This is a genomic window from Janibacter massiliensis, from assembly GCF_900289115.1.
Lineage (GTDB): Bacteria > Actinomycetota > Actinomycetes > Actinomycetales > Dermatophilaceae > Janibacter_A > Janibacter_A massiliensis.
Window position 1 is genome coordinate 1,425,602 of record NZ_LT985196.1, and the last position, 23,055, is coordinate 1,448,656.

Genomic DNA, 23,055 nt, shown 5'->3' on the forward strand with positions numbered 1-23,055 from the left:
AGACGACCATGGGGAACAACTCCTCGCTCAACGACATCGAAGCGGACATCGCAGCGAGCCGCGACCGCCTGGCCCGCACGATCGACGAGCTGTCGGAGCGGGCGACGCCGAAGGCGATCGTCGCGCGGCAGAAGGCCGACGCGAAGGCGCGCTTCGCCTCCGCCACCACGGACGAGGCGGGCCAGGTCCGGGACGAGATCATCGGCGCGGTCGCCGCTCTGGGCATCGCGCTGGTCGTCATCGGGCTCGTTCGCCGCGCCCGATCCTGACCGAGGGGGGAGGGGCCGGCTCGATTTGGTCCGCCGACCGGGCCCGTGTACCTTCTTCCTTCGCGCGCCATTAGCTCAATTGGCAGAGCAGCTGACTCTTAATCAGCGGGTTCGGGGTTCGAGTCCCTGATGGCGCACCACCGACGACGAAGGGCCCCGGCATCATGCCGGGGCCCGTCGTCGTGCGCTCAGCCGCGCCTGTAGTACCGCGGGTCGTACCCGTCGCCACCGTCCGCCCGGCCGCCGCGGGACAGGTCGATCTCGGCGTCGCGATCCCGGCGGCGCATGATCCAGAACAGCGCGCCGGCGAGGAGGAGGGCGAGCACCCCGAGCGCCGGCAGCAGCCAGTTCCTCAGGCCGTCGTTCCCGTCGTCGTCGGTCGATGCCGGGACGACCTGGTCGGTCGAGGTGCTGGACGAGCTCGGCGTGTCCGAGGAAGCGGTCGGCGTGGACTCGGTCGTGGTCGGCGTGGTCTCGCTCGTCGTCGGCTCGCTCGTCGTCGACGTGCTCCCGGCCGAGGTCGGGCTGCTCGTGGTCGCCGGCGGGGTGCTCGTGGTCGAGGTCGGGGCGGGGGTGGAGGTCGTCGTCGGAGGCTTCGTCGCGTGGGTCTTCGAGGCGGACGGCTCCACCCCGTCACCCTTGCCGTCGCCGACCTGGAAGGAGAAGGAGCCGCTCACCGGGTGCCCGTCCTTGCTCGTCACCTTGTAGGCGACGCTGTACCGGCCCTCGTCGAGCGGGCTCCTCACCGGCTGGTAGACGGCGGACCCCTCGGCCTCCGCCGCACCCTTGGTCACGTCCTCCCCGCCGTCGGAGGTCACCCGGATCGTCACGAACTTCGGGTCGATCGGCTCGTTGAAGACGAGCGCCACCTCCGGCGGGGAGGCCGACAACGTGGCGCCGTCCGACGGGCTCGTGCGGACGAGCTTCGCGTGGGCCTGCGCGGGCAGGACCCCGGCCAGGAGCATCGGGAGCATGGCGCACAGCACGAGGAGGACGCGGATCGGCGTGGAGCGGACGGGGGACACGGGCGTCGTGGTCACCCGTCCATCGTGCCCCATGGGCACCACGTGTCACACCGGCGCGCCGTGGGAGGTATGATCGTCGCTGCGCTCGCGACCGGCACGCCCAGCACCGCTGGAATGCCGGTCGTCGTTCGTGGTGGGTGTAGCTCAGCTGGTAGAGCACCGCGTTGTGGTCGCGGGTGTCGCGGGTTCAAGTCCCGTCACTCACCCCAGATGCCGAAGGCCCCCGAGATCCTCGGGGGCCTTCGGGCTGCCTGCGGCTCAGGCGTCCCGGCCGTGGTCGACGACGTGGCGGGCGGCGATCTCCTTGAGGGCGTCGCTCTCGTGCCCCGGCGGGGCGACGAAGACCGCCTCGCGGTAGTACCGCAGCTCGGCGATCGACTCGCGGATATCCGCCAGCGCGCGGTGGCCGCCGGACTTCTGCGGCGCCTGGAAGTACGCCCGGGGGTACCACCGGCGCGCCAGCTCCTTGATCGTCGAGACGTCGATGATCCGGTAGTGCAGGTGGGACTCGAGCGCAGGCATGTCGCGCGCGAGGAAGCCCCGGTCGGTCGCGACGCTGTTCCCGCCGAGGGGGGCCTTGCCCGCCTCCGGGGCCCAGCGGCGGACCTCTGCGAGCACGGCCTCCTGCGCCTCGGCGAGGGTGCACCCCTCGGCGAGCTCGTCGAGCAGCCCCGAGGCCGTGTGCATCTCCCGGACGAAGTCCCCCATCTGGGCGAGCGCGGCCTCCGGCGGTCGGATGACGAGGTCGACCCCGTCGCCGAGCTGGTTGAGGTCGTAGTCGGTGACGAGCGCCGCGACCTCGACAAGGGCGTCGTCGGTCAGGGAGAGTCCGGTCATCTCGCAGTCGATCCAGACGATCCGGTCGGTGTGCGCGCGGTCGGTGGGGGAGGAGGACACGGTGATCACGGTACTGCGGCGCGTCCGCACGGCCGCTCGGCTACTGTGCGCGCCATGAGCTGGCAGCCGTATCCAGGGGGGCCCGGGCAGCCGCAGACCGGGGGTCCCGCCCGCCCGCACCACCCGCCCCAGGGCTACTCGCAGGGACCCCCGCCGCCGCACCAGCCGCAGCCCGGTCCGCCGCGCCAGCCGCAGCAGGGGCCGCCGGGCCAGCCGCAGCAACCGCCACGTCCGCAGGACGACCCCGACCGGACCGTCCGTCGCCGCGCGCCGGGCGCCGCGAGCGCCGCGAACGGCCCGCTGCACCCGAACCACCCGCACACCCCGACCCCGTTCCGCGCCGAGACGCTTCAGCGGCTCGCCGAGGAAGGACGCGCGGCGCAGGCGGGCTTCCCGGCCCAGGCCCAGGCGGGGCAGCTGCCGAGCTACGCCCCGAACCCGACGCAGCGACCCGTCCTGCGGTGGGTCCTCATCGGGTCCATCGTCACCGTGTTCGCCCTCATCGCTGTGCTGTGGGCGCTGTACTTCCTCATCGGCTTCGGCGTGCCGGTGACCGCGATCGCGCTCATCGGCGCGCTCATCCCCCTCTTCATCGTCATCCCGACGTTCCTGTGGCTCGACAGCTATGCCTCCGAGCCCGTCCGGTACCTCGCCTTCGCCTTCTTCTGGGGCGCGCTCGTCTCGACGCTGGTGTCGCTGATCTTCAACACCGTCGGCGGGGTGCTCGTCATCGGCGCGACGGGGGCGACGGACGAGGGCACGGCCTCGGCGCTCACGGCCGTGCTGGTCGCGCCGCCGGTCGAGGAGACCTTCAAGGGCGTCCTGCTCCTGCTCTTCCTCGTCTTCCGCAGGCACACCTTCGACGGGATCACCGACGGGATGGTGTATGCCGGGCTCGTCGCCGCGGGCTTCGCCTTCACCGAGAACATCATGTACCTGGGGATGAGCACGACCGAGGCAGGACCGGCGGGGTTCATCATCACCGTCATCATGCGGTGCATCGCCAGTCCGTTCGCCCACCCGATGTTCACCTGCCTCACGGGCATCGGCGTCGGCATCGCGGCGCTGTCCTCGAACATCGGGGTGCGGATCTTCGCTCCGTTCGCCGGGTGGGTCTGCGCCGTCCTCGCGCACGCCGGGTGGAACGCGCTCGCGACGATGGTGCCCAATGCCGGGTACCAGATCTTGGCCCACCTGGTGATCCTGCTGCCGATCTTCCTCGCGTGGCTGGGGATGATCGTCTGGGCGCGCCAACGGGAGGGGAAGCTCGTCGCCGAGCACCTCGGGCCGTACGTCGAGTACGGCTGGTTGGACCGGAGCGAGCTGCAGATGCTCTCCTCTCTCAGCGCGCGTCGCGCGGCCCGACGCTGGGCCAAGCAGAACCGCGGGCCGATGGGTCTGCGGTCGATGCGGGCCTTCCAGGACACCGCGGTGGACCTGTCGTGCATCCGACGCCGGATGTATCACGGCAGCGCTCCGGTAGACGCGCAGCTCAAGGAGGGCCGCATGCTCGAGGCGCTCGGTCGGGAGCGGGCGGTCTTCGCCGGCCACCAGTGGTGACCGACGCCGGTCTCAGCGCAGGACGTCGCCGAGCCGCGTGAGGGTCACGTCGTCGTCGGACAGGACGGCGACCGCGGCGCGGTGCCGGGCGTCCGCGAGCGGGACGTCGAGAAGACGCACGGCGGCGGGAGCGGTCTCGGCCGCGCGCCAGTCGACGAGGGCCGGCTCGGCGTCGGGAGCGGTGACGACGATGGACGACGGGTCGACGACGAGCCCGTGGCCGGTCGCCTTGAGGATGGCCTCCTTGCGTGCCCAGACGACCGCGCGGGCGGCCAGCTGCTCCTGACCGTCCAGGCCGGTGAGGGCGGGCCGCTCGTCCTCGGCGAGGGTCAGCTCGTCGAAGGCCGGGAAGCCCGCATCGTCGAGATGCTCGACATCGATGCCGACCTCCGGGGCCCGGGCCAGGGCGAGGACGGCCATCGAGTGTGTGTAGGAGAGGGAGAAGCTCCACTCCGGGTGCCCGCCGATCCGAGGCTTGCCGTGCCGGGTGCTCCCGCACGTGGTGCACCGGCGCTCGAAGACGAGGTCGCTCGGCTCGACCCCGAGGACCTGGCCGATCGTCGTGCGCTGCAACGCGCGGGCGGTGAGAAAGGCGCCGGAGTCCTCGCGTCGGCTCGCCCGCTCGAGCTCCTCCGGTGCCAGACGACGGACGAAGGAGGGGTCGTCCCCGACGACCGCCTCGCTCACCGCCACCTCGATGGTCACCGTTCGATCATTACAGGTGACCCGGTCCCTAGACTCGGGGCTGGCCGATGTCGTCTCGACACGCGGCCCAGCCTCCGTAGCTCAGCTGGAAGAGCATGGGCCTTCTAATCCCACGGTCGCAGGTTCGAGTCCTGCCGGGGGCGCCCCTCCCTTTCCCCCATCTCACGACTCCCTGAGATGGGCCCGCGCCACGGCACGGCTCAAGCTCCGGCTACTTCGGTACAGGCATCTCCTGGACTCCTCCCCGAGAGGATCATCGCCTCAGCTCAGGTGTCCGGGAGAGCGGGTCAGGCTCCACCCGAGTGACCTCGTCGCTTTCCAGATCGCCGGGTCCCTCAGCGACCCCGGTGACGGCCTAAGAGCCCAGCTCGCGGGCGATCCTCTCGCCCGTGCCGTCGCCACGAAGAACCTCGACGCCGAACCGAGGTACCCCCCGGGTGCGGGCCGAGGTCATCGCACAACTCGATGTCAGACGTGGCCAGCGCGTCTTCCTCATCAGCGCGGAACACGTTCACCACCTCGGCGGAGGCCGGAGTGGTCGCGGTGACCGGGGCGGGTCGAACGCCGCTGCTCGGGGAACGGACCGAGAACGCCGACGGGCGGGCAGGGGCGTTGACCCGGGAACCGACCGGATGGACCCGAACCGCGTGTGACTTCACTCGCCGGCGCCTGCGGAAGTGGAGACCGGGCGTATCGCACTTACTGCGTACTGCGGCTCGTCGGGGTGGCAGGACGGCACCCAGTCGCGGTAGGGGAGTCGAACCCCATTCTCGACGGGAACGGCACTGCCACCGTCAATCTCTACCTGGCCGCCTTCTGTCGCGACGACGACGCCGGTCTCGTCAAGAACCTCACGCGAGCCTTCGGCGTTGACCCTCCCGGTGTACCCAGCCGGGAAGTTGAGATAGACGTGCGTCTTGCCGTCCTGCGGGGCGGCGAGGTACGGACACCCATCGGCATCTGTGAACCGGAGTGACCCGACAATTTGGGCCTCGAGACCCATTAGCTCGTCCGGGACCATCGGCAGCTTGAACTCGCTCCCTGAGGCCGCCGCATGCTGAGGCTCGGGCGAATGCCACTGGGCTGCAACGCCCCATCCGGCCAGCGACGCCCCGACGGCGCAGGCCGTCGCCGCGATCGCGCCGGTTCGCATTGCTCGGCGGCGCCGCATCCGGGCCTGACGGCGAAGATCCTCCAGGTCGGGCATCCTTGCCCCCGAGGAACGGGCGAGGTCGGTGACGAAATCCCTGATCAGGCCGTCTTCGTCGGCGTGGGTGGCGTCAATGCGCATGGTGGCCTTCCTGGTCGAGTTGGGTGCGTAGCGCAGCGCGCGCGCGAGACAGACGGGACTTGACAGTGCCTTCAGCAATGTTCAACTCGTGTGCGATCTGTCGGACGCTGAGGTCGTCCGCGGCCTTAAGGAGAAGGATCTCGCGATACGCGGGATCGAGGTCTGCGAGTGCTCGGGCGATAGGACTCGTCGATGGGTAGGAGTCGTGGCGAACGGGCGGCGGCCCGCTCGCACGCAGGACTTCGGTGAGGTGCCGTCGTCGTTTCGCTCGTCGCGACTCATCGATGGGCCCTACCCCCGGATCTTGGACACGGGTGTGATTACGCAGCAGGTCGCAGCGTAGCGGTGTAGCCGGTCTCGAAGGCGACCGGCGAGGTGTAGCGACACCACGAGTGGCGTCGCTTGGTGTTGTAGCGGACGAGCCATCTGAAGACCTGCCGACGACAGGTCAGCTCCTCACTCCAGCAGGCGGCGTCTTGGAGGACTTCACGCTTCATCGTGGCGTTGAACGATTCTGCGAGGGCGTTGTCCGCGCTGGATCCGACGGCGCCCATGGACTGGGTCACGCCGAGCTTGCGGCAGAGCTTGGCGTAGGCCTTCGAGCAGTAGACCGACCCGTGGTCGCTGTGGAACACAACGCCCTTGAGGCTGCCCCGGGTCGCGGCGGCGGCCTTGAGGGCGTCCTCGACGAGTTCGGTGCGCATGTGATCGGCGATGGCCCACCCGGCCAGCCGACGGGAGTAGCAGTCGATCACGGTCGCCAAGTACAGGTTCGTCCCGTCGGCCAGCGGCAGGTACGTGATGTCGCCGACATAGCGCCGGTTGGGGCGCTCGGCGGTGAAGTCACGCTTGAGCAGGTCGGGGTACTTCTGCCCCGACGGCTCGGGAATCGTGGTGCGGACCCGCCGCTTCTTCACATAGCCGCGGATGCCCTCGAGCCGCATCACCCTCGCGACACGCTTGTGGTTGACCCGCTCACCGGCAGCCGCGCTGTCACCGAGTTGAGCGTTGAGCTCGGCGGTGATCCGCGGCGCGCCCTGAGTGTTGTCCTCGGCATGGACCGCTCTGATCCGCTCAGCCAGCGCCGCGTCGTCAGCTGCTCTGGCTTCGCGGGCCGGCGCGGCGTTGAGCCAGGCGTAGTAGGACGAGCGCTCGATCTCGACGAGCTCGCACAGTCGCTTCACCTCGAAGGTGGCGGAGTTGTCGGCGACGAACTGGAAGCGACTCACCAGCGCGTCTCCCCGGCGAAATACTTGGCCGCCCGCTGCAGGATCTCCCGCTCAGTCGTGAGCTTGGTCGTCTCCGCTCGCAACGCCGCGTTCTCGGCCTCGAGCCGGGCGATCCTCTGCTCCGGCGTCTCGTCCGTCGGTGCCGACGAGCTCGCGGCGGACGTCTTGGCTTGCAGCGGGCTGGAGGTCAACGTCCCATCAGCGGCGGTCTTCTTGCCGGTCCCGTAGACCTCGAGCCAGTGCCGCAGCGTGCCGCGGACGATGCCGAGGTCCTCGGCGATGCCGCGCACCGTGGCGCCCGGGGTGGACTCGTACAAGTCGACGGCCTGACGACGGAACTCTTCGGAGTAGTTCTTCCTGGCCATGGTCCTTCGATCATCTCGCTTCCCCAGCACCAGGTGCTGGATTCAGCGTGTCCAAGAACCGGGGTCAGGCCCCGACGACCCGGTTCAGGGCCACCCGCCGCAACCAGGCGCGGGGGGACTCGGGACGCCGAACCGTCGACCACCTCGGGATGAGCTGGACGAACGCCTCCTGGACCGCTTCCTCGGCCATGGTCACCGAACCAGCAAACGCGGCGACCTGTCCGACTAGCTGGCTGTAACTGGAGCGGTACAGCGCATCGAGGTCCTCTTCCTCTTCGTGCATGCCTACAAGACGTCTGAGGCTGTCGATCGGTTCCAAGCCCCGGCGATTCGATTTAGGCGGTACTGTCAGTGGGGCCCGAGGGGTTCGGGCTCAATCCACAGGGGGAGGCGTCATGAGAGCCAGGTCACTAACCGCGGGGCTAGGGGCAGCGGTCGTTGTCACTTCACTTACTTTCTGATCGGGCATCGCATCGGCTGACGTGGCGGAGGCGCGCGCCCCGCACGGGATTCGGAAGGTGCTCTCCCACCGGGCCCACGAGCCGCGCAGGCCGCAGCTGGATGCACTCGTCAGAGGCGCATCCTCTGAGAAGTCGAAGCGTGATCGAATCCGCACGTGGGTCGAGCAGCGCGAAGGGAAAGCGAATGTCCTGCGGGCTGGTGCGGCGCCGCTGGACAACGTCGAAGCGCCGCTAGTGCAGGACGCGCTTCGGATTGCAGAGCAGGTCGATCGTCCGGTAGAGGACGTGGTCGACACCGTGGACGAGCAGCAGGACCTGATCGAACTGGATGCGCGGTTAGCGACGTCGTATCCGGACTCTTATGCCGGAATGGTCATGTCTACGACTGACGAACCGGCGCAGGTCGTTTTCGATGACTCCGTACCCGCGCAGGCTCTTGATGAGGTCGCTTCGGCGTCGGCTGACGTTGACGTCTCCGCGGGTGACGCTCTGCCCCAGGAGGACGTCCAAGGATGGCTGGACCGGATCCAAGGCTCGCTCCGGCCGGTTGTGGGCCTCGCCCAGGTCTCGTTCGAGAGCGAGACCCAGAAGTTCAGAATCGTAGTCCGGGAGGACGCGGCTGCGTCTGATGCGGAGATGGAGGTCGCTATTGGCACGTTGCCGGAGGGTGCCTCCCTGGCTCCTATCGAACGCACGCTAACTGACCATGAGGACGACGCGTACGAGGACCACACGATCCGAGGAGGCGGGACTCTCGTCGCGAGCGGGTGCACTGCCGGCTTTGTCGTGCGTCACCGAGTTACCGGTGAGAAGTTCCTGTCGACGGCTGGTCACTGCCCGGTCCTTAGCGGGGCGTCTCAAGACGTCTACCAGGCGCGCGGCGTCGACGACTGGACCCGCACCACGGGGATGTACTACGGAAACCGAGTCTATTTCGGATTGATCACGCCCGATTTTTCCTACCTGAGCATTCCGGAAACGAGAGATCCGTACCCCTCGACGTACATCACGTACACCGACAAGCGTGAAGTGGGCGCCTACTATCGGCACCGTCTGCCCAAGGGCACTTGGGTGTGTCATTTCGGCAGGACGACCGAACACTCCTGTTCGACCATTGACGAGCCTTCGATCAACCTTGGCCATTACGGGGGGTCTGGGCTGGTCGCGGTTAGTACCAATGTCTCGGCGCCTGGTGACAGTGGAGGTCCGTGGTGGCGAAGCGCTTCCGCGGTTGGCGTGCACTCGGGGAAGGTATCGAACCGAGACAACCGCTCGGTCTACTCGCCGGTGCACATGATGGGGGCCTGACCCCGGTTCTTGGACACGCTGAATCCAGCATCTGCTGCTGGGGAAGCGAGATGATCCGAGAATCATGGCCAGGAAGAACTACTCCGAGGAGTTCCGCCGTCAGGCCGTCGACTTGTACGAGTCCACCCCTGGGGCCACGGTCCGCGGCATTGCCGAGGACCTCGGCATCGTGCGCGGCACGCTGCGCCACTGGCTCGAGGTCTACGGGACCGGCAAGAAGACCGCCGCCGACGGAACGCTGACCTCCAACCCGTTGCGGTCCAAGACCCCATTGGCGAGCCCGTCAGAACCCGCGGATGAGACGCCGGAGCAGAAGATCGCCCGGCTCGAAGCCCGGGTCGACGAGCTCGAGGTCGAGACGACGAAGTTGACCACCGAGCGGGAGATCCTGCAGCGGGCGGCCAAGTATTTCGCCGGGGAGACGCGCTGGTGAGTCGCTTCCAGTTCGTCGCCCACAACTCCGCCACCTTCGAGGTGAAGCGACTGTGCGAGCTCGTCGAGATCGAGCGCTCCTCCTACTACGCCTGGCTCAAGGCAGCCCCGGCACGCGAAGAGCGAGCTCGGGCCGATGCCGAGCTCGCGGAGCGGATCAGGGCCGTCCACGCCGAGGACAACACTTGCGGTGCGCCGCGGATCACCGCCGAGCTCAACGACAACACCCCTGCCGGTGAGCGGGTCAACCACAAGCGCGTCGCGCGGGTGATGCGGGCCGAGGGCATCCGTGGCTATGTGAAGAGGCGGCGGGTGCGGACCACGATCCCCGAGCCGTCGGGGCAGAAGTACCCCGACCTGCTCCAGCGCGACTTCACCGCCGAGCGCCCCAACCGGCGCTACGTCGGCGACATCACCTACCTCCCGCTCGCGGACGGGACGAACCTGTACCTGGCGACCGTGATCGACTGCTACTCCCGACGGCTCGCCGGCTGGGCGATCGCCGACCACATGCGCACCGAACTCGTCGAGGAAGCGTTGAACGTCGCGTCCGCGACCCGAGACAGCCTCAAGGGCGCGATCTTCCACAGCGACCACGGGTCGGTCGGCGGATTCAACTGGTCGTCGCAACACCTCGATCATGGAGGTGTTCAGGGATGGCGACGAGCGACTGGCGTAGGAAGACCAGCGATGTACCGGAGGGGCTTCGTCGGCAGTGGCGTGCGGATCGGGCGTTGCGCCCGCCAATGCGTTCGCCTGGACGGCCCGAGCCCTCGCGGGCGGTGCAGCGACAGTTCTGGCGGTTGATCGCCACGGGCATCACCTCGGCCGAGGCTGCGGTGAGGGTGGGCGTGTCCGTGCCGGTGGGCTCGCGCTGGTTTCGTCACGCTGGCGGCATGCCACCGATCTGTCTGGCCGAGCCCACGGGCCGTTACCTGTCTTTCGAGGAACGCGAGGAGATCGCGATCCTGCGCGCCCGAGGTCAGGGAGTGCGCCAGATCGCCCACGCGATCGGTCGTGACCCGGGGACGATCTCACGCGAACTGCGCCGCAACGCCGCCACCCGTGGCGGGAAGCTGGAGTACCGGGCGGGGGTGGCGCAGTGGAAGGCTCAGCAGGCGGCCAAGCGCCCCAAGACCGCGAAACTCGTCAAGAACGAACGGTTGCGGCAGTACGTCCAAGAACGGCTCGCGGGCAGCGTCCGGGGACCTGACGGCACGCCCGTCGAGGGTCCGAGACCGCCTGCGTGGAAGGGGCTGAACAAGCCGCACCGCCAGGATCGTCCGTGGTCGACGGCGTGGAGCCCGGAGCAGATCTCACAGCGGCTGAAGGTCGACTTCCCCGATGATGAGTCCATGCGCATCAGCCACGAGGCGATCTACCAGTCGCTGTTCATCCAGGGGCGTGGCGCGCTCCAGCGCGAGCTGGTCGCCTGCCTGCGCACCGGTCGAGCGCTGCGGCGGCCGCGGGCCCGTACGCGCAACAAGGCGCAAGGGCACGTCACCGCTGATGTCGTCCTGTCCGAGCGTCCGGCCGAGGCCGATGACCGTGCCGTACCCGGTCACTGGGAGGGCGATCTGATCATCGGCACCGGCAGGTCAGCGATCGGCACCCTCGTCGAACGCAGCAGCCGGAGCGCGTTGCTCGTATACCTGCCGCGGCTGGAGGGCTGGGGCGAGAAGCCGCACGTGAAGAACGGGCCGGCCCTGGGTGGCTACGGAGCCGAAGCGATGAACGCCGCGCTCACCAGATCGATGACCACGCTGCCCGAGCAGCTGCGCAAGACCATCACCTGGGACCGCGGCAAGGAACTCTCCGGCCACGCAACGTTCGCGCTGTCGACCGGCACCAAGGTGTTCTTCGCCGACCCGCACTCGCCCTGGCAGCGGCCGACCAACGAGAACACCAACGGGCTTCTGCGGCAGTACTTCCCCAAGGGCACCGACCTGTCCCGCTGGTCGGCCGAGGACCTCGAAGCCGTCGCATACGCACTGAACAACAGGCCCCGCAAGGTCCTCGGGTGGAAGACCCCCGCCGAGGTCTTCGAAGAGCAACTACGCTCCCTTCAACAACACGGTGTTGCATCGACTGGTTGAACCTGCCGTCTACTGCTCCAAGGCCTACGCCCAGCTCTGCAAGAAGTTCGGCGTCACCCAGTCGATGGGCGCCGTCGGCTCGTCGGCCGACAACGCACTCGCGGAGTCGTTCAACGCCACGATGAAGCGCGAGGTCCTCCAAGACACCGCCTGCTGGCCCGACGAGCTGACCTGCCGCCGGCAGGTCTTCAGATGGCTCGTCCGCTACAACACCCGCCGCCGTCACAGCTGGTGCGGCTACCTCTCCCCGTCCACCTACGAGGCCCGCCGGGCCGCTACGCTGCCAACCGCCGCGTAATCACACCCCGTGTCCAAGATCCGGGGGTAAGGCTCATGGCCGAATTCGGGAATTTCCAGCCGTGGACAACTAACTGACCACATCGATCAGGTCCCCGTCCGTTAGGAGGCCCGGGGGGTGGGCAATGGCCACCCCCCGCGCCTCCTCGCACGGCAGCCGAGCGCTCGCCCCATTGTGGAGGGCCAGCCCGATAGTGAGCCCGGCGGACGCCTTCAGCCTGGCGCGTGCGACCCCACTTCAGCGAGGTAGGTGCCCACGGCCCGACGGTCGCCAGATGAGAGGTGCGGCGGGGTGTGAGAGGGGTAGCGGGACGCGACGGTCGTGGACTGGACTGCGCCGACGGACGGGTGCCTCTGTAGTTGCCCGGCATCGGGTCATCATCGAGGGAGATCCAGCCAGCCCCACAGCGATCTACTACTGGGATCACAGTAGCCGTCCCGTTAAGATCTGGCCGTGATGCACTTCGATGATGCCCACCTCTGGTCGATCTACATCGGCGTGGCCGGTGAGCGGATGAAGGAGTGTGCGGACTGGGGTCGATCAAGAGGCATGAGGGTCTTCCAACTTAAATTCGACGGTATCAAGACTCAGGAGCGTCTCGAGCATTATTTGATGGACCAGTTCGAGTACCCGTACCCGGCGAAGGGGCTCGATGCAGCGGCTGACCTGATGTCTGATCTTGAATGGATCGGCAGTGATGCTGGCTATCTATTCATCGCCACCGGCGTGCACGGCGGAATTTTGGCGGTTCGCCTGTACGTGTCTCTCCTTCCGCAGATCGCGGACCGATTTCGTAGCGGTGGCGTGCCGTTCCTGGCAACGGTGGATGGTAATGACGAGAGCGTTGTGTCCACCCCTCAGGAGTGCTATCGCGAGTTTTTGGCCTATGAGGCTCGGGGGTTCTCCCGCGACACCCACCCCGTCGAGTTCTTCGACTTAGGTCGCATACCTGGCGGCATCGGAGGCGCTGGTGGGGCCGTCTGATCGGTCCGGCCCGGAGGTAATGGTTGTGCCGTGCGATGCCGGTGCGCGGTGGACGACGACGTATCGAAGTGCGCTCGTGGGCGTGACGGGCCGCCCGGCCGAAGGCGCAAACCGCGGCGGGGCTCCTTACTGATCAGCTGGCTTGGGCCACTGTCGTGGGGGTCACGCAGGCGGTCGCGACGTGGTGGGCAACGGCCCGGTAGTCGCCGGTCAGCGGGGTGGTGGGGTGGGATTGTCGCGCGTCAGACTTTGTAGCAGGGCCGTTATGTAGGTCTTGAAGGAGAGTCTGAACATGGGTAGACCCCCTGCGATCCCGGCCGAGCCGAAGACTCGGATCGTGCTGAGTGTGCTTGCCGGTGAGCTGTCGATCGCTGAGGCTGCTCGGCGGGAAAGGGTCAGCGAGCAGTCGATCGGCCGGTGGAAGGCTGACTTCCTTGAAGCGGGGAAAGCGGCGTTGGCGGCGGGTCGGTCCGGCCCGTCGACGCGGGAGGAGCAGCTGGAGGCGCAGGTCGAGGATCTGACGCAGGCGCTGGGTGAGGCTGCGGTCGAGATCCGGGTGTGGAAGAAGAGCGCGGAGGGCCGGTTGGGCCCTTCGAGGACCTTGAGGTGATTCGTGTCGAGTCGGGGATGTCGACCGCGAGGTGGTGCAGAAAGTTCGCCATCCCCGAACGGACCTGGCGGCGGTGGCAGGCCAAGGCTCGTGCTGGCCGACGGGCGAAGGGTCCGTGGCCGCAGCCGGCCCGCGATGCTGCGGCCGAGCTGATCGACAAGCACGCCCGGGAGCATCCGCTCTGGGGCCACCGCAAGATCTGGGCGATGGTTCGCTACGACGGGCACGCGGTGTCGGAGGCGACGGTTCTGCGGCGGTTGCGAGACCACGGCTTGATCCTGCCGGATCAATACCAGCGCGAACGGCGCAAGCTCGCCGAGCGTCGCAAGGCTGCGTTCGCCAAGGAGCCGACCGGGCCCAACCAGGTCTGGCGCCTCGACTTCAGCGAGTTCGAGACCACCACGGGCGGGACGTGGCGGATCGCGGGGTGCCGGGACTACTGGTCCAAGTACGAGTACCCGTTCCATGTGTCGCCGACGGCCAACCAGCACGACGCGATCGATGCGGTCGAGCTCGCGCTGGCTGACTACGCAGAGCTCTTCGGGCATCCGATGGTCGATGACTGCCCGGTCGATGAGCAGACCGGGCAGGTGCTGCCGGTGGTCACGATCGTCACCGACAACGGTGACCCGTTCCGCTCGTTCCGGTTCGAGGCGTTCATCGAGCTCCATCCCGAGCTGGCGCACGTCCGCACCCGCGTGAAGTCGCCGGGGCAGAACGGATCACGCGAGCGAGGGTTCGGGACGCTGAAGTACGAACGCCTGTTCATCGACGAGATCGACGACGCCGTCATGCTGGCCGAACGGGCCGAGGACTACCGCATCGAGTACAACCAGGTCCGCCCGCACGAGGCCATCGCCTGGAACCGGCCCAAGGAGGTGCACCTGGGCATGGCCGACCCGAACATCCCCAACTTTCAGAACCAGGAAATCCTGCCAACTACTTGACGCGGGACACGATGAGGGTGTTGGCGTGGATGTAGATGCGGTTGCCGGCGGGCCGCGTCCGGTCGATCTGGCGCGGCGCGAGAGCGGTCTGGGCAGTGCCGTGGTCGGGCATGCGCTCGACGTCAGTGTGGGCTTGCTCGACCGCCCGCAGTGGGTGCGGTGCCTGGATTGCAGGCGCAGCGGATGCACGCCGACGGGGGAGAGCCTGTCGAAGATCGGTCAGCGCCACGCCACCGTCCTACAGGTGCAGGTCCGAGTCCGGCCGGGGTCGCAGCGTCGCCGCAGGTGACGGCGCGCCGTGACGATCGGTGGGTGCGAATCGGTCGGGCCATAGAATCCCCCTCATGACCGCTGCCGCTCCCGATACCAGTCGCCTCCTCGCGAGCGTCCAGACGCTTCGCGACGAGGTCGATCGGACGCAGCTGCCGCTGGACCTGCCGAGCACCGCCGAGGCGAAGGCGAACCGCGCGGAGCTCCTTCGTCAGCTCGACGACTACGTCATCCCCCGCCTGGAGTCGATCGACGCGCCGCTGCTGGCCGTGATCGGTGGTTCGACGGGCGCGGGCAAGTCGACCCTCGTCAACAGCATCCTTCGCCGCGAGGTCAGCCGCGCTGGCGTCCTCCGGCCGACGACGACGAGCCCCGTCCTCATCCACCACCCCGAGGACCTGCGGTGGTTCCGCAACGAACGGATCCTCCCCGAGCTCGGCCGGGTCACCGGGCAGGAGACCGAGGAGGGCCAGCCGAACACCGTCCGCCTCGTCGAGTCCAGCGAGCTGCCCGCGGGCATGGCCCTGCTCGACGCGCCGGACATCGACTCCGTCGTCGCCGCCAACCGTGGTCTCGCCCGCCAGCTGCTCAGCGCCGCCGACCTGTGGCTGTTCGTCACGACCGCGGCGCGGTACGCCGACGCCGTCCCGTGGGACCTGCTGCGGCAGGCTGCCGACCGCGGAACGGCCGTGGCGATCGTCCTCGACCGGGTTCCCCGCGAGGCGATGGGCGACATCCGCGAGCACCTCACCGACATGCTGCGCGAGCAGGGGCTGGGCACCTCGCCCGTCTTCACCGTCCCCGAGACCGAGCTTGAGGAGAACGGCCTCCTGCCCGACGAGGCGATCGCGCGGCTGCGCGGCTGGCTGAGCGCGCTCGCCAGCGACACCCGGGCCCGCTCGATCGTCATCCGGCAGACCCTCAGCGGCGCGCTCAGCTCGCTCGACGTCCGTGTCGACGAGCTCGTCGCCGCCGCGCGCCTCCAGCAGACCGAGGCCGAGACGCTGCGGAGCACCGCCGACACGGCGTACGCCGCCGCGGAGGAGGGGGTCCGCAAGGGCGTCGCCGACGGTCAGCTGCTGCGTGGAGAGGTGCTCGCCCGCTGGCAGGAGTACGTCGGCACGGGGGAGTTCCTCAAGAAGATCGAGTCCGGCGTGGCCAAGCTGCGTGACCGGCTGACGTCGGCGGTCAAGGGCCAGCCCGCCGCGCAGCAGAACCTCGACGAGGCGCTCCACTCGGGGGTCGCCGAGCTGATCCTCGCCCACGCGGACGACGCGGCCGCCACGACGACCCGCACGTGGCGGGGCTCGGAGGCCGGCGAGGCGATCGTCGCTCGGCACCCGGACCTCACCCGTTCCTCGACCGAGCTCCCCCCGCGCGTCGACCGGATCATCCGCGAGTGGCAGGGCGAGCTGCTCGACCTCATCCGAGCCGAGGGCGGCAACCGCCGGACGAACGCCCGGATCGCCGCGTACGGCGTCAACGGGATCGGGCTGTTCCTCATGCTCATCGTCTTCTCCCACACCGCCGGCCTCACCGGCGCGGAGATCGGCATCGCCGGGGGCACGACCGTCCTCGCGCAGAAGGTCCTCGAGGCCGTCTTCGGCGACCAGGCCGTCCGCGAGATGGCCGCCAAGGGTCGCCGGCTGCTCCTGGAGCACGTCGCCGACCTCTACGACGGCGAGCAGGCCCGGTACGGCAAGGCGATCGACGAGGTCGCCGTCAACGACCGTCAGGTCCGCAAGCTCGAGAACGCCGTCGCCGCGGTCAAGGAGGCCTCGTGACCCCCCGGACCACCACCGACACCACCCTCGACCCGAGCCGGCTCGAGGCGCGCTCCCGCGCCCTGGCGGACGCGATCGAGCTGGGCAACGGCCAGCTCGACGCGGCTGCGGTGGAGGACGCCGAGCGCATCGTCCGCAAGGTCGACGAGCGGACGGCCATCGTCGGCAGCCACACCGTCGTCGCCCTCGCCGGGGCGACGGGCAGCGGCAAGTCGAGCCTGTTCAACGCCGTCGTCGGGGCGGAGGTCGCCCAGCCGGGCGTCCGCCGGCCGACGACCTCGACCCCGACCGCGGCGGTGTGGGGCATGGAGCCGGCCGGGGAGCTGCTCACGTGGCTCGGGGTGGGCAAGCGCCACATGGTCCCCAAGAGCCAGGACCACGGTGAGCGTGACCTCGACGGTCTCGTCCTGCTCGACCTGCCCGACTTCGACTCGCGCGAGACCCGCAACCGCGAGGAGGCCGAGCGGGTCATCAAGCTCTCGGACGTCTTCGTCTGGGTGACCGACCCGCAGAAGTACGCGGACGCGCGGCTGCACGACGACTACGTCAAGGCGTTGCGCGACTACGGCGCCGTGATGGTCGTCGTCCTCAACCAGGCCGACCGGCTCACCCCCGAGCAGCGCGAGCAGTGCATCGCCGACCTCCAGCGGTTGCTCGAGGCCGACGGCGTGCCGGATGCGCGGATCGTCGCGACGTCGGCGACGACCGGCCTGGGTGTCGAGGAGCTGAAGGACCGGCTGGCGAACGCCGTCTCCGGGGCCCAGGCCGCTCGGGTGCGCCTGTCGACGGACGTCGCCACGGCGGCGACGCGTCTGCGCACCGGGGTTGCGGACGGCGAACGTTCCGCCGAGGACCTGCCGCGGCGAGAGCTCGTCGACGCGCTGGCCCGCTCCGCGGGGATCCCGACGGTCGTCGACGCCGTCGCCCGCGACTTCCGCATGGAGGCATGGGGTCACACGGGCTGGCCGTTCACCCGGTGGGTCCGCGCGTTCAAGCCTCAGCCCCTGAAGCGCCTGCGGCTGGACCGTACGGCGGAGGGTGCCCCGGACATCACGGATGCCGACGTCCGTTCCGTCCTGGGTCGCAGCTCGATCCCGCCGCCCACGCCCGCGGCGCGCTCGGCCGTCGAGCTCGCGACCCGGCGCCTGGGCCACGCGGCCGGGGAGGGTCTGCCGCAGCGCTGGGCCGACGCCGTCGGTGACGCGGCCGCCCCGCCGAGCGCCGACGTCGCCGATGCGCTCGACCAGGCCGTGCTGCGGACCCCGCTGCGGGGTCGGAAGCCGATGTGGTGGTCGGTCTTCGGCGCGCTGCAGGTCCTGCTCGCGGTGATCGCGGTCGCGGGCTTCCTGTGGCTCGTCGCCGTGGCCGGCGCAGCGTGGCTCCAGCTGCCCGCGATCCCGACGTTCGAGGTCCTCGGAGTGTTCGCGACGCCGGCGATCATGCTCGTCGGCGGGCTGCTGGGCGGGCTGCTGCTCGCGGCCATCGGGCGGTGGCTCGCAGCCACCGGTGCACGTCGACGGGCGAAGGCCGTCGACCGCCGGTTGCGCTCGGCCGTCTCCGGGGTCAGCGACGAGCGGATCGTGGAGCCCGTCACGCTGGTCCTCGAGCGGCACGCCCTGACCCGGGAGCGGCTCGACGTCGCCGCCGGCCGCCGCTGACCGATCCGGCCGTCCACAGCGGGCGCGTGCCCGCTCCTTCCGTCCACAGCCGCCGCACCACCCGGTGCGGCGGCTGCGGCGTCTCCGGTTCCCTCGTCCTGACGGCGACCACCGGGGTCGCCACGACGGACGGAGCAGACCGTGTTCGAGACGCACGTGACCATCCTCGGCAACCTCGTCGCCGAGCCGCAGTCCCGCCAGACCAAGGGCGGCATCCCCTTCACCGCCTTCCGCATCGCCTCCACGCCGCGGTTCCGCAACCGCGAGGGGCTCTACGAGGACGGCCAGACGAGCTACTACAGCGTCACCGCCTTCCGCAGCCTCGCCACGAACCTGGCCGCGTCGCTGCGCAAGGGCGACCCGGTCATCGTCCAGGGCCGCCAGCGGGTGAGCACCTGGCAGCGCGAGGACCAGTCGTGGGGGACCTCGGTCGAGATCGAGGCGACCGCCGTCGGGCACGACCTGTGCCGGGGCACGAGCGAGTTCACCAAGTCCTCTCGGGCGAGCACCGTTCCCGAGGGCGACCGGATGGGGGACGCTGCGGTGCGCGAGGTGCACGAGGCGCTCGACGAGACCTCGAAGGCGCTGATGAAGGAGGGGTACGAGCTCGTCGACGAGAACGGGGAGCTCCACGGCGGACCGGACGTCGACGAGGCCGCGACGGAGACGATCGCGGACGAGGCGCTGGAGCCCGACCGCGGCCCGCTCGTGCCGGTCGCCTGACGCCGCAGCCGGTTCGGGGCCGGCCGTGCTTCTCGGTAGCCTGCCGCCATGCCTGAGTTCATCTACTCCATGGTCAAGGCGCGCAAGGCGCACAACGAGAAGGTCATCCTCGATGACGTGACGATGTCCTTCTTCCCGGGCGCGAAGATCGGCATGGTCGGCCCCAACGGCGCCGGGAAGTCGACGATCCTCAAGATCATGGCCGGGATCGACCAGCCCAGCAACGGCGAGGCGTGGCTGGCCCCGGGGGCGACCGTCGGCATCCTCCTGCAGGAGCCGCCGCTCAACGAGGAGAAGGACGTCCTGGGCAACGTCCAGGAGGGCGCGGGCGAGATCAAGCAGAAGCTCGACCGGTACAACGAGATCTCCGAGCAGATGTCCGACCCCGACGCGGACTTCGACGCGCTCATGGAGGAGATGGGCAAGCTCCAGGAGGAGATCGACCACGCCGACGCGTGGGACCTCGACAACCAGCTCGAGCAGGCGATGGACGCGCTGCGCTGCCCGCCGCCGGACGCGGACGTCACCGTCCTGTCCGGTGGTGAGCGGCGCCGCGTCGCGCTGTGCAAGCTCCTGCTGCAGAAGCCGGACCTGCTCCTGCTCGACGAGCCGACCAACCACCTCGACGCCGAGTCGGTCCTGTGGCTCGAGCAGCACCTGGCCAGCTACCCGGGCGCCGTCGTCGCGGTCACCCACGACCGGTACTTCATGGACAACGTCGCGCAGTGGATCGCCGAGGTCGACCGCGGCCGGCTCTACCCGTACGAGGGCAACTACTCGACCTACCTGGAGAAGAAGCAGGAGCGACTGCAGATCCAGGGCAAGAAGGACGCCAAGCTCGCCAAGCGACTGCAGTCCGAGCTCGAGTGGGTCCGCTCGAACGCCAAGGCCCGACAGACGAAGAGCAAGGCGCGTCTGGCGCGGTACGAGGAGATGGCGGCCGAGGCCGAGCGGACGCGCAAGCTCGACTTCGAGGAGATCCAGATCCCGCCGGGCCCGCGCCTGGGGTCGAAGGTCATCGAGGTGAAGGACCTCCGCAAGGGGTTCGGGGACCGGGTCCTCATCGACGACCTCTCGTTCACGCTGCCGCGCAACGGGATCGTCGGTGTCATCGGCCCGAACGGTGTCGGCAAGACGACGCTGTTCAAGACGATCGTCGGGCTCGAGGAGCCGGACGCCGGCACCGTCGACATCGGCGAGACCGTCTCGATCTCCTACGTCGACCAGTCCCGTGGTGGCATCGATCCGGAGAAGACGCTGTGGGAGGTCGTCTCCGGCGGGCACGACCACATCCAGGTCGGCAACGTCGAGATCCCGTCCCGGGCGTACGTCAGCCAGTTCGGGTTCAAGGGACCGGACCAGCAGAAGAAGGCCGGGGTCCTCTCCGGCGGTGAGCGCAACCGCCTCAACCTCGCGCTCACGCTCAAGCAGGGCGGCAACCTGCTCCTGCTCGACGAGCCGACGAACGACCTCGACGTCGAGACGCTCGGCAGCCTGGAGAACGCGCTGCTCGACTTCCCCGGCTGCGCCGTGGTCATCTCCCACGACCGGTGGTTCCTCGACCGTGTCGCGACGCACATCCTCGCCTACGAGGGCGACGAGGAGAACCCGGCGAAGTGGTACTGGTTCGAGGGCAACTTCGAGGCGTACGAGGCGAACAAGGTCGAGCGGCTCGGCGAGGACGCCGCGCGCCCGCACCGGGTCACCCACCGCAAGCTGACCCGCGACTGACGCCCGCGCAGCGGAGGGTGGGGGCGACGACCCTCGGCGCTCGCGCCTCGTGAATCTGCTCGTGGTCACCGGATCCGGTGACCACGAGCAGATTCGGTGTGCGGGAGGGGTGTCGACGAGGGCGAGCCGGGGACGACGCCCACCGCCTTGACGACCTGTTCGAACGAGTGTTCGAATGATGTCGTGGATCGGGCAGATGTGACGGCGGCGCTGCGGGCGCGGGTGCAGGCCATGGAGGGCACCCGCCCGGCCCGGTCCGCGCTGCCCACGGACCCCGTCGTCCGGGCGCTCCTGCCCGCCGGGCTCCTGGCGGGGTCGACCTACCTCGTCGTCGGCTCGGGGACGCTCGCCGCCGCACTGCTCGGCGGTGTCGGCCGGGACGGCGGCTGGTGCGCCGTCGCCGGGATGCCGACCTTCGGGGTCGAGGCCGCGGCCGCGCTCGGCGTCGACCCGGGGCGGACGGTGTGGGTGCCCGACCTCGGCGGGCAGGGGTGGCCCGAGGTCGTCGCGACCCTCGTCGAGTCGGTGCAGATCCTCCTCCTGGCACCGCCCGCCGTGCCCGCACCGGCGGCGATCGCCCGGATCGACGCCCGCCTGCGCACCTCCGGCGCCGCGCTCGTCATCAGCTCCCCGACACCGCTCCGGTGGCCCGGCCTCGAAGCGACCCTCACGGCGTCGACGACCCGCTGGCACGGCATCGACACCGGTCGCGGGCGCCTGTCCTCGCGCACCCTCGACGTCCACGTCACCCCCCGATCGGCGCGGCCGGTGCGGGTGGAGATCGCGCAGGGCCCGACGGGTGGGCTCCTCCTGCCCCGGGAGCAGGAGGTGACGGGTGCGCTCGCCAGCTGAACCGTCCCGGCTCACGGCGGCGGTCGCCCACGCCCGGCGCCGGCTCGTCGTGTGGTGCCCCGACTGGCCGGTCCGGGCGGTCGCCTCCTCCGGGATCCCGGTGGGGGAGTCGACCCCGGTGGCGCTCGTCGCCGCGGGGGTCGTCCACGCGTGCTCGACCGCGGCCCGCGCCCAGGGAGTCCGCCGGGGGCTGCGCGTCCGGGAGGCGCAGTCCCGCTGCCCGGACCTGCTCACCCTCGCCCACGACCCCGAGCTCGACGCCCGGGTCTTCGGGCCGCTCGTCGACCTCGTCGCCGACGTCGTCCCGCACGTCCACGTCCCCCGTCCGGGCACGGCGACCGTCGGGGTCGACGGCGCGGTCCGGGTCCACGGGAGCGAGGCTGCGGTCGGGGCGATCCTCGCCGAGCGAGTCGTTGGGCACGGGGTCGACGACGTGCGCGTCGGGGTCGCGGACACGGTCTTCGCCGCGGAGCAGGCCGCCCGCCGCGCCCCCGCGCAGGACACTCTCGTCGTCCCGTCGGAGACGACCGCGCAGTTCCTCGCACCGCTGCCCATCGACGTCCTTGACGAGCCCGAGCTTGCCCACCTCCTGCGCCGGCTCGGGCTGTGGACCCTCGGCGACCTCGCGCTCCTGCCCGAGCCGGCCGTCCGCGAACGCTTCGGTGCGCTCGGCGTCGCCTGCCACCGCCGCGCGCGGGGCATCGAGGATCGTGCCTTCACCCCGCGGGCCGAGCCCGTGCCGCACGAGGTCTCCACCTTTTTCGACACCCCGCTGCGCCGGGCCGAGCAGGTCGTCGCCTCGTGCGAGGAGGCCGCCGAGCGGTTCGTCGCCGACCTGGCGCACCTGGAGCAGGTCTGCACCGCGATGTGGATCGAGGTCGCCGTCGAGGACGGGCCGCCGGTCGAGCAGCGCTGGGCCCACCCCCGCTTCTTCGAGCCTCGGGACGTCCTCGACCGGCTCGCCTGGCAGCTCGAGGAGCAGCCTCCGGGTGCTCCCGTCGTCGGTGTCCGGTTCGTGCCCGACGAGGTCGTGGCGACGAGCGACGTCGCCGACGGGCTGTGGGGGGACCGGGACGACCACCACGTCCGCCGGGCCGCCGCCCGGATCCAAGGGATGCTCGGCCACGACGCCATCGGCCTGCCGGTCCTGGGCGGCGGACGGACGCCCTCGGAGCGCCAGCGACTCCTGCCGTGGGGAGATGCGCTGCCGACGGCCGAGCGGCCCGGTCCGTGGCCCGGTCGCATCCCGCCACCGGCGCCCGCGACCGTGTTCACCGACCCGGTCCCGGCGCGCGTGCTCGACCGCGGCGGCCGGCTTGTCACCGTCACCGACCGGGGCGCCCTGTCGGCCTCGCCGGTGTCGTGGGAGGTGGACCCCCACCCGCTCCGGCCGCTGCAGTCGTGGGCCGGGCCGTGGGAGGTCGACGAACGCTGGTGGGCCCCCGGCGAGGCGCGGCGGGCCGCCCGGCTCCAGGTCGTCGGCGTCGACGGGGACGCGTGGCTGCTCGTCCATGACGGCGGCCGGTGGTGGGGCGAGGCACGCTATGACTGACCTGGTCA

Annotated in this window: 21 protein-coding genes, 3 tRNA genes and 2 pseudogenes; 18 read left to right on the forward strand and 8 right to left on the reverse strand. The window is 69.9% G+C overall.

Features of this window, described 5'->3' with window-relative positions:
* Positions 1-8 precede the first annotated feature (8 nt).
* Together DAA34_RS06975 and DAA34_RS06980 are read left to right on the forward strand one after the other, a co-directional pair.
* Complete coding sequence (locus DAA34_RS06975) at positions 9-269, forward strand: DUF3618 domain-containing protein (protein WP_106818206.1); 261 nt, start codon at positions 9-11, stop codon at positions 267-269.
* A 64-nt stretch (positions 270-333) separates the two neighbouring features.
* A tRNA-Lys gene (locus DAA34_RS06980) sits at positions 334-409 on the forward strand.
* A 48-nt stretch (positions 410-457) separates the two neighbouring features.
* On the opposite strand, the gene DAA34_RS06985 is transcribed toward DAA34_RS06980, so the two are convergent.
* The gene (locus DAA34_RS06985) at positions 458-1,309 is read right to left on the reverse strand and encodes a copper resistance CopC family protein (RefSeq protein WP_158707658.1); all 852 of its coding nucleotides are present in this window, start codon (positions 1,307-1,309) and stop codon (positions 458-460) included.
* Positions 1,310-1,427: 118 nt separating this feature from the next.
* Here DAA34_RS06985 and DAA34_RS06990 point away from each other — a divergent pair.
* A tRNA-His gene (locus DAA34_RS06990) sits at positions 1,428-1,503 on the forward strand.
* Between the two features lie 49 nt (positions 1,504-1,552).
* Here DAA34_RS06990 and orn read toward each other — a convergent pair.
* The gene (orn, locus tag DAA34_RS06995; protein ID WP_106818208.1) at positions 1,553-2,200 is read right to left on the reverse strand and encodes an oligoribonuclease; all 648 of its coding nucleotides are present in this window, start codon (positions 2,198-2,200) and stop codon (positions 1,553-1,555) included.
* A 45-nt stretch (positions 2,201-2,245) separates the two neighbouring features.
* On the opposite strand from orn, the gene DAA34_RS07000 reads away from it, so the two are divergent.
* Positions 2,246-3,751, forward strand: coding sequence for a PrsW family intramembrane metalloprotease (locus tag DAA34_RS07000; protein ID WP_158707659.1), 1,506 nt, complete (start codon positions 2,246-2,248; stop codon positions 3,749-3,751).
* 12 nt (positions 3,752-3,763) lie between these two features.
* On the opposite strand, the gene DAA34_RS07005 is transcribed toward DAA34_RS07000, so the two are convergent.
* A complete protein-coding gene (locus DAA34_RS07005; RefSeq protein WP_106818210.1) occupies positions 3,764-4,456 on the reverse strand; it encodes a 4'-phosphopantetheinyl transferase family protein in 693 nt (230 codons plus the stop codon).
* 70 nt (positions 4,457-4,526) lie between these two features.
* On the opposite strand from DAA34_RS07005, the gene DAA34_RS07010 reads away from it, so the two are divergent.
* Positions 4,527-4,599: transfer RNA gene (locus DAA34_RS07010), tRNA-Arg, on the forward strand.
* 512 nt (positions 4,600-5,111) lie between these two features.
* On the opposite strand, the gene DAA34_RS07015 is transcribed toward DAA34_RS07010, so the two are convergent.
* From DAA34_RS07015 to DAA34_RS12605, 4 genes are all read right to left on the reverse strand, one after another.
* Positions 5,112-5,747 carry a hypothetical protein gene (locus DAA34_RS07015; RefSeq protein ID WP_106818211.1) on the reverse strand — a complete coding sequence of 212 codons (636 nt, stop codon included), beginning with the start codon at positions 5,745-5,747 and terminating at the stop codon, positions 5,112-5,114.
* A complete protein-coding gene (locus DAA34_RS12675) occupies positions 5,737-6,078 on the reverse strand; it encodes an RNA polymerase sigma factor (protein ID WP_106818212.1) in 342 nt (113 codons plus the stop codon). The genes DAA34_RS07015 and DAA34_RS12675 overlap by 11 nt, the downstream gene beginning before the upstream one ends.
* Positions 6,068-7,341, reverse strand: a protein-coding gene (locus tag DAA34_RS07025; protein ID WP_407657011.1) for an IS3 family transposase whose coding sequence is annotated in 2 segments (ribosomal slippage) — positions 6,068-6,993 and positions 6,993-7,341 — 1,275 coding nt in all. Because the reading frame shifts where the segments join, the coding sequence is not laid out codon by codon here. Before DAA34_RS07025 ends, DAA34_RS12675 begins: the two co-directional genes overlap by 11 nt.
* A 64-nt stretch (positions 7,342-7,405) precedes the next feature.
* Entirely contained in the window at positions 7,406-7,624 is a 219-nt protein-coding gene (locus DAA34_RS12605; RefSeq protein WP_106818214.1) for a sigma factor, read from the reverse strand.
* Between the two features lie 199 nt (positions 7,625-7,823).
* On the opposite strand from DAA34_RS12605, the gene DAA34_RS07035 reads away from it, so the two are divergent.
* From DAA34_RS07035 to DAA34_RS07065, 7 genes and pseudogenes are all read left to right on the forward strand, one after another.
* A complete protein-coding gene (locus DAA34_RS07035) occupies positions 7,824-9,110 on the forward strand; it encodes a S1 family peptidase (RefSeq protein WP_158707661.1) in 1,287 nt (428 codons plus the stop codon).
* A gap of 64 nt (positions 9,111-9,174) precedes the next feature.
* Positions 9,175-10,148 (forward strand): annotated as a pseudogene (locus DAA34_RS07040) (IS3 family transposase); the annotation flags it as partial.
* Between the two features lie 50 nt (positions 10,149-10,198).
* Positions 10,199-11,638 carry an IS30 family transposase gene (locus DAA34_RS07045; protein ID WP_456077580.1) on the forward strand — a complete coding sequence of 480 codons (1,440 nt, stop codon included), beginning with the start codon at positions 10,199-10,201 and terminating at the stop codon, positions 11,636-11,638.
* A 4-nt stretch (positions 11,639-11,642) separates the two neighbouring features.
* Positions 11,643-11,936: pseudogene (locus DAA34_RS07050) on the forward strand (transposase); the annotation flags it as partial.
* Between the two features lie 453 nt (positions 11,937-12,389).
* Positions 12,390-12,920: a hypothetical protein gene (locus DAA34_RS07055; protein WP_106818217.1), complete on the forward strand. Its 531-nt coding sequence runs from the start codon at positions 12,390-12,392 to the stop codon at positions 12,918-12,920.
* Positions 12,921-13,212: 292 nt separating this feature from the next.
* On the forward strand, positions 13,213-13,530 hold the full coding sequence (locus DAA34_RS07060; RefSeq protein WP_106818218.1) for a helix-turn-helix domain-containing protein: 318 nt from the start codon (positions 13,213-13,215) through the stop codon (positions 13,528-13,530).
* On the forward strand, positions 13,479-14,477 hold the full coding sequence (locus DAA34_RS07065) for an integrase core domain-containing protein (protein ID WP_234354150.1): 999 nt from the start codon (positions 13,479-13,481) through the stop codon (positions 14,475-14,477). Before DAA34_RS07060 ends, DAA34_RS07065 begins: the two co-directional genes overlap by 52 nt.
* On the opposite strand, the gene DAA34_RS12125 is transcribed toward DAA34_RS07065, so the two are convergent.
* Complete coding sequence (locus DAA34_RS12125) at positions 14,470-14,706, reverse strand: hypothetical protein (protein WP_158707662.1); 237 nt, start codon at positions 14,704-14,706, stop codon at positions 14,470-14,472. The two genes, DAA34_RS07065 and DAA34_RS12125, sit on opposite strands and share 8 nt — an antisense overlap.
* Positions 14,707-14,821: 115 nt before the next feature.
* Here DAA34_RS12125 and DAA34_RS07075 point away from each other — a divergent pair, with 115 nt between their 5' ends.
* From DAA34_RS07075 to DAA34_RS07100, 6 genes are all read left to right on the forward strand, one after another.
* On the forward strand, positions 14,822-16,531 hold the full coding sequence (locus tag DAA34_RS07075; protein WP_106818221.1) for a dynamin family protein: 1,710 nt from the start codon (positions 14,822-14,824) through the stop codon (positions 16,529-16,531).
* On the forward strand, positions 16,528-18,189 hold the full coding sequence (locus tag DAA34_RS07080; RefSeq protein WP_106818222.1) for a GTPase: 1,662 nt from the start codon (positions 16,528-16,530) through the stop codon (positions 18,187-18,189). Before DAA34_RS07075 ends, DAA34_RS07080 begins: the two co-directional genes overlap by 4 nt.
* 141 nt (positions 18,190-18,330) lie before the next feature.
* A complete protein-coding gene (locus tag DAA34_RS07085) occupies positions 18,331-18,912 on the forward strand; it encodes a single-stranded DNA-binding protein (RefSeq protein WP_106818223.1) in 582 nt (193 codons plus the stop codon).
* A 48-nt stretch (positions 18,913-18,960) separates the two neighbouring features.
* A complete protein-coding gene (ettA, locus tag DAA34_RS07090; protein WP_106818224.1) occupies positions 18,961-20,643 on the forward strand; it encodes an energy-dependent translational throttle protein EttA in 1,683 nt (560 codons plus the stop codon).
* Between the two features lie 183 nt (positions 20,644-20,826).
* On the forward strand, positions 20,827-21,495 hold the full coding sequence (locus DAA34_RS07095; protein WP_158707663.1) for a hypothetical protein: 669 nt from the start codon (positions 20,827-20,829) through the stop codon (positions 21,493-21,495).
* Positions 21,479-23,047 carry a DNA polymerase Y family protein gene (locus DAA34_RS07100; RefSeq protein WP_106818226.1) on the forward strand — a complete coding sequence of 523 codons (1,569 nt, stop codon included), beginning with the start codon at positions 21,479-21,481 and terminating at the stop codon, positions 23,045-23,047. Before DAA34_RS07095 ends, DAA34_RS07100 begins: the two co-directional genes overlap by 17 nt.
* The last annotated feature ends 8 nt before the right edge of the window (positions 23,048-23,055 follow it).

Bases quoted from the DNA above. Each gene is read 5' to 3' on its own strand.
- DAA34_RS07060 (WP_106818218.1), top strand. From the start codon at position 13,213: ATGGGTAGACCCCCTGCGATCCCGGCCGAGCCGAAGACTCGGATCGTG.
- DAA34_RS06975 (WP_106818206.1), top strand. From the start codon at position 9: ATGGGGAACAACTCCTCGCTCAACGACATCGAAGCGGACATCGCAGCG.
- DAA34_RS07075 (WP_106818221.1), top strand. From the start codon at position 14,822: ATGACCGCTGCCGCTCCCGATACCAGTCGCCTCCTCGCGAGCGTCCAG.
- DAA34_RS12605 (WP_106818214.1), bottom strand. From the start codon at position 7,624: ATGCACGAAGAGGAAGAGGACCTCGATGCGCTGTACCGCTCCAGTTAC.
- DAA34_RS07000 (WP_158707659.1), top strand. From the start codon at position 2,246: ATGAGCTGGCAGCCGTATCCAGGGGGGCCCGGGCAGCCGCAGACCGGG.
- DAA34_RS07015 (WP_106818211.1), bottom strand. From the start codon at position 5,747: ATGCGCATTGACGCCACCCACGCCGACGAAGACGGCCTGATCAGGGAT.
- DAA34_RS07045 (WP_456077580.1), top strand. From the start codon at position 10,199: ATGGCGACGAGCGACTGGCGTAGGAAGACCAGCGATGTACCGGAGGGG.
- ettA (WP_106818224.1), top strand. From the start codon at position 18,961: ATGCCTGAGTTCATCTACTCCATGGTCAAGGCGCGCAAGGCGCACAAC.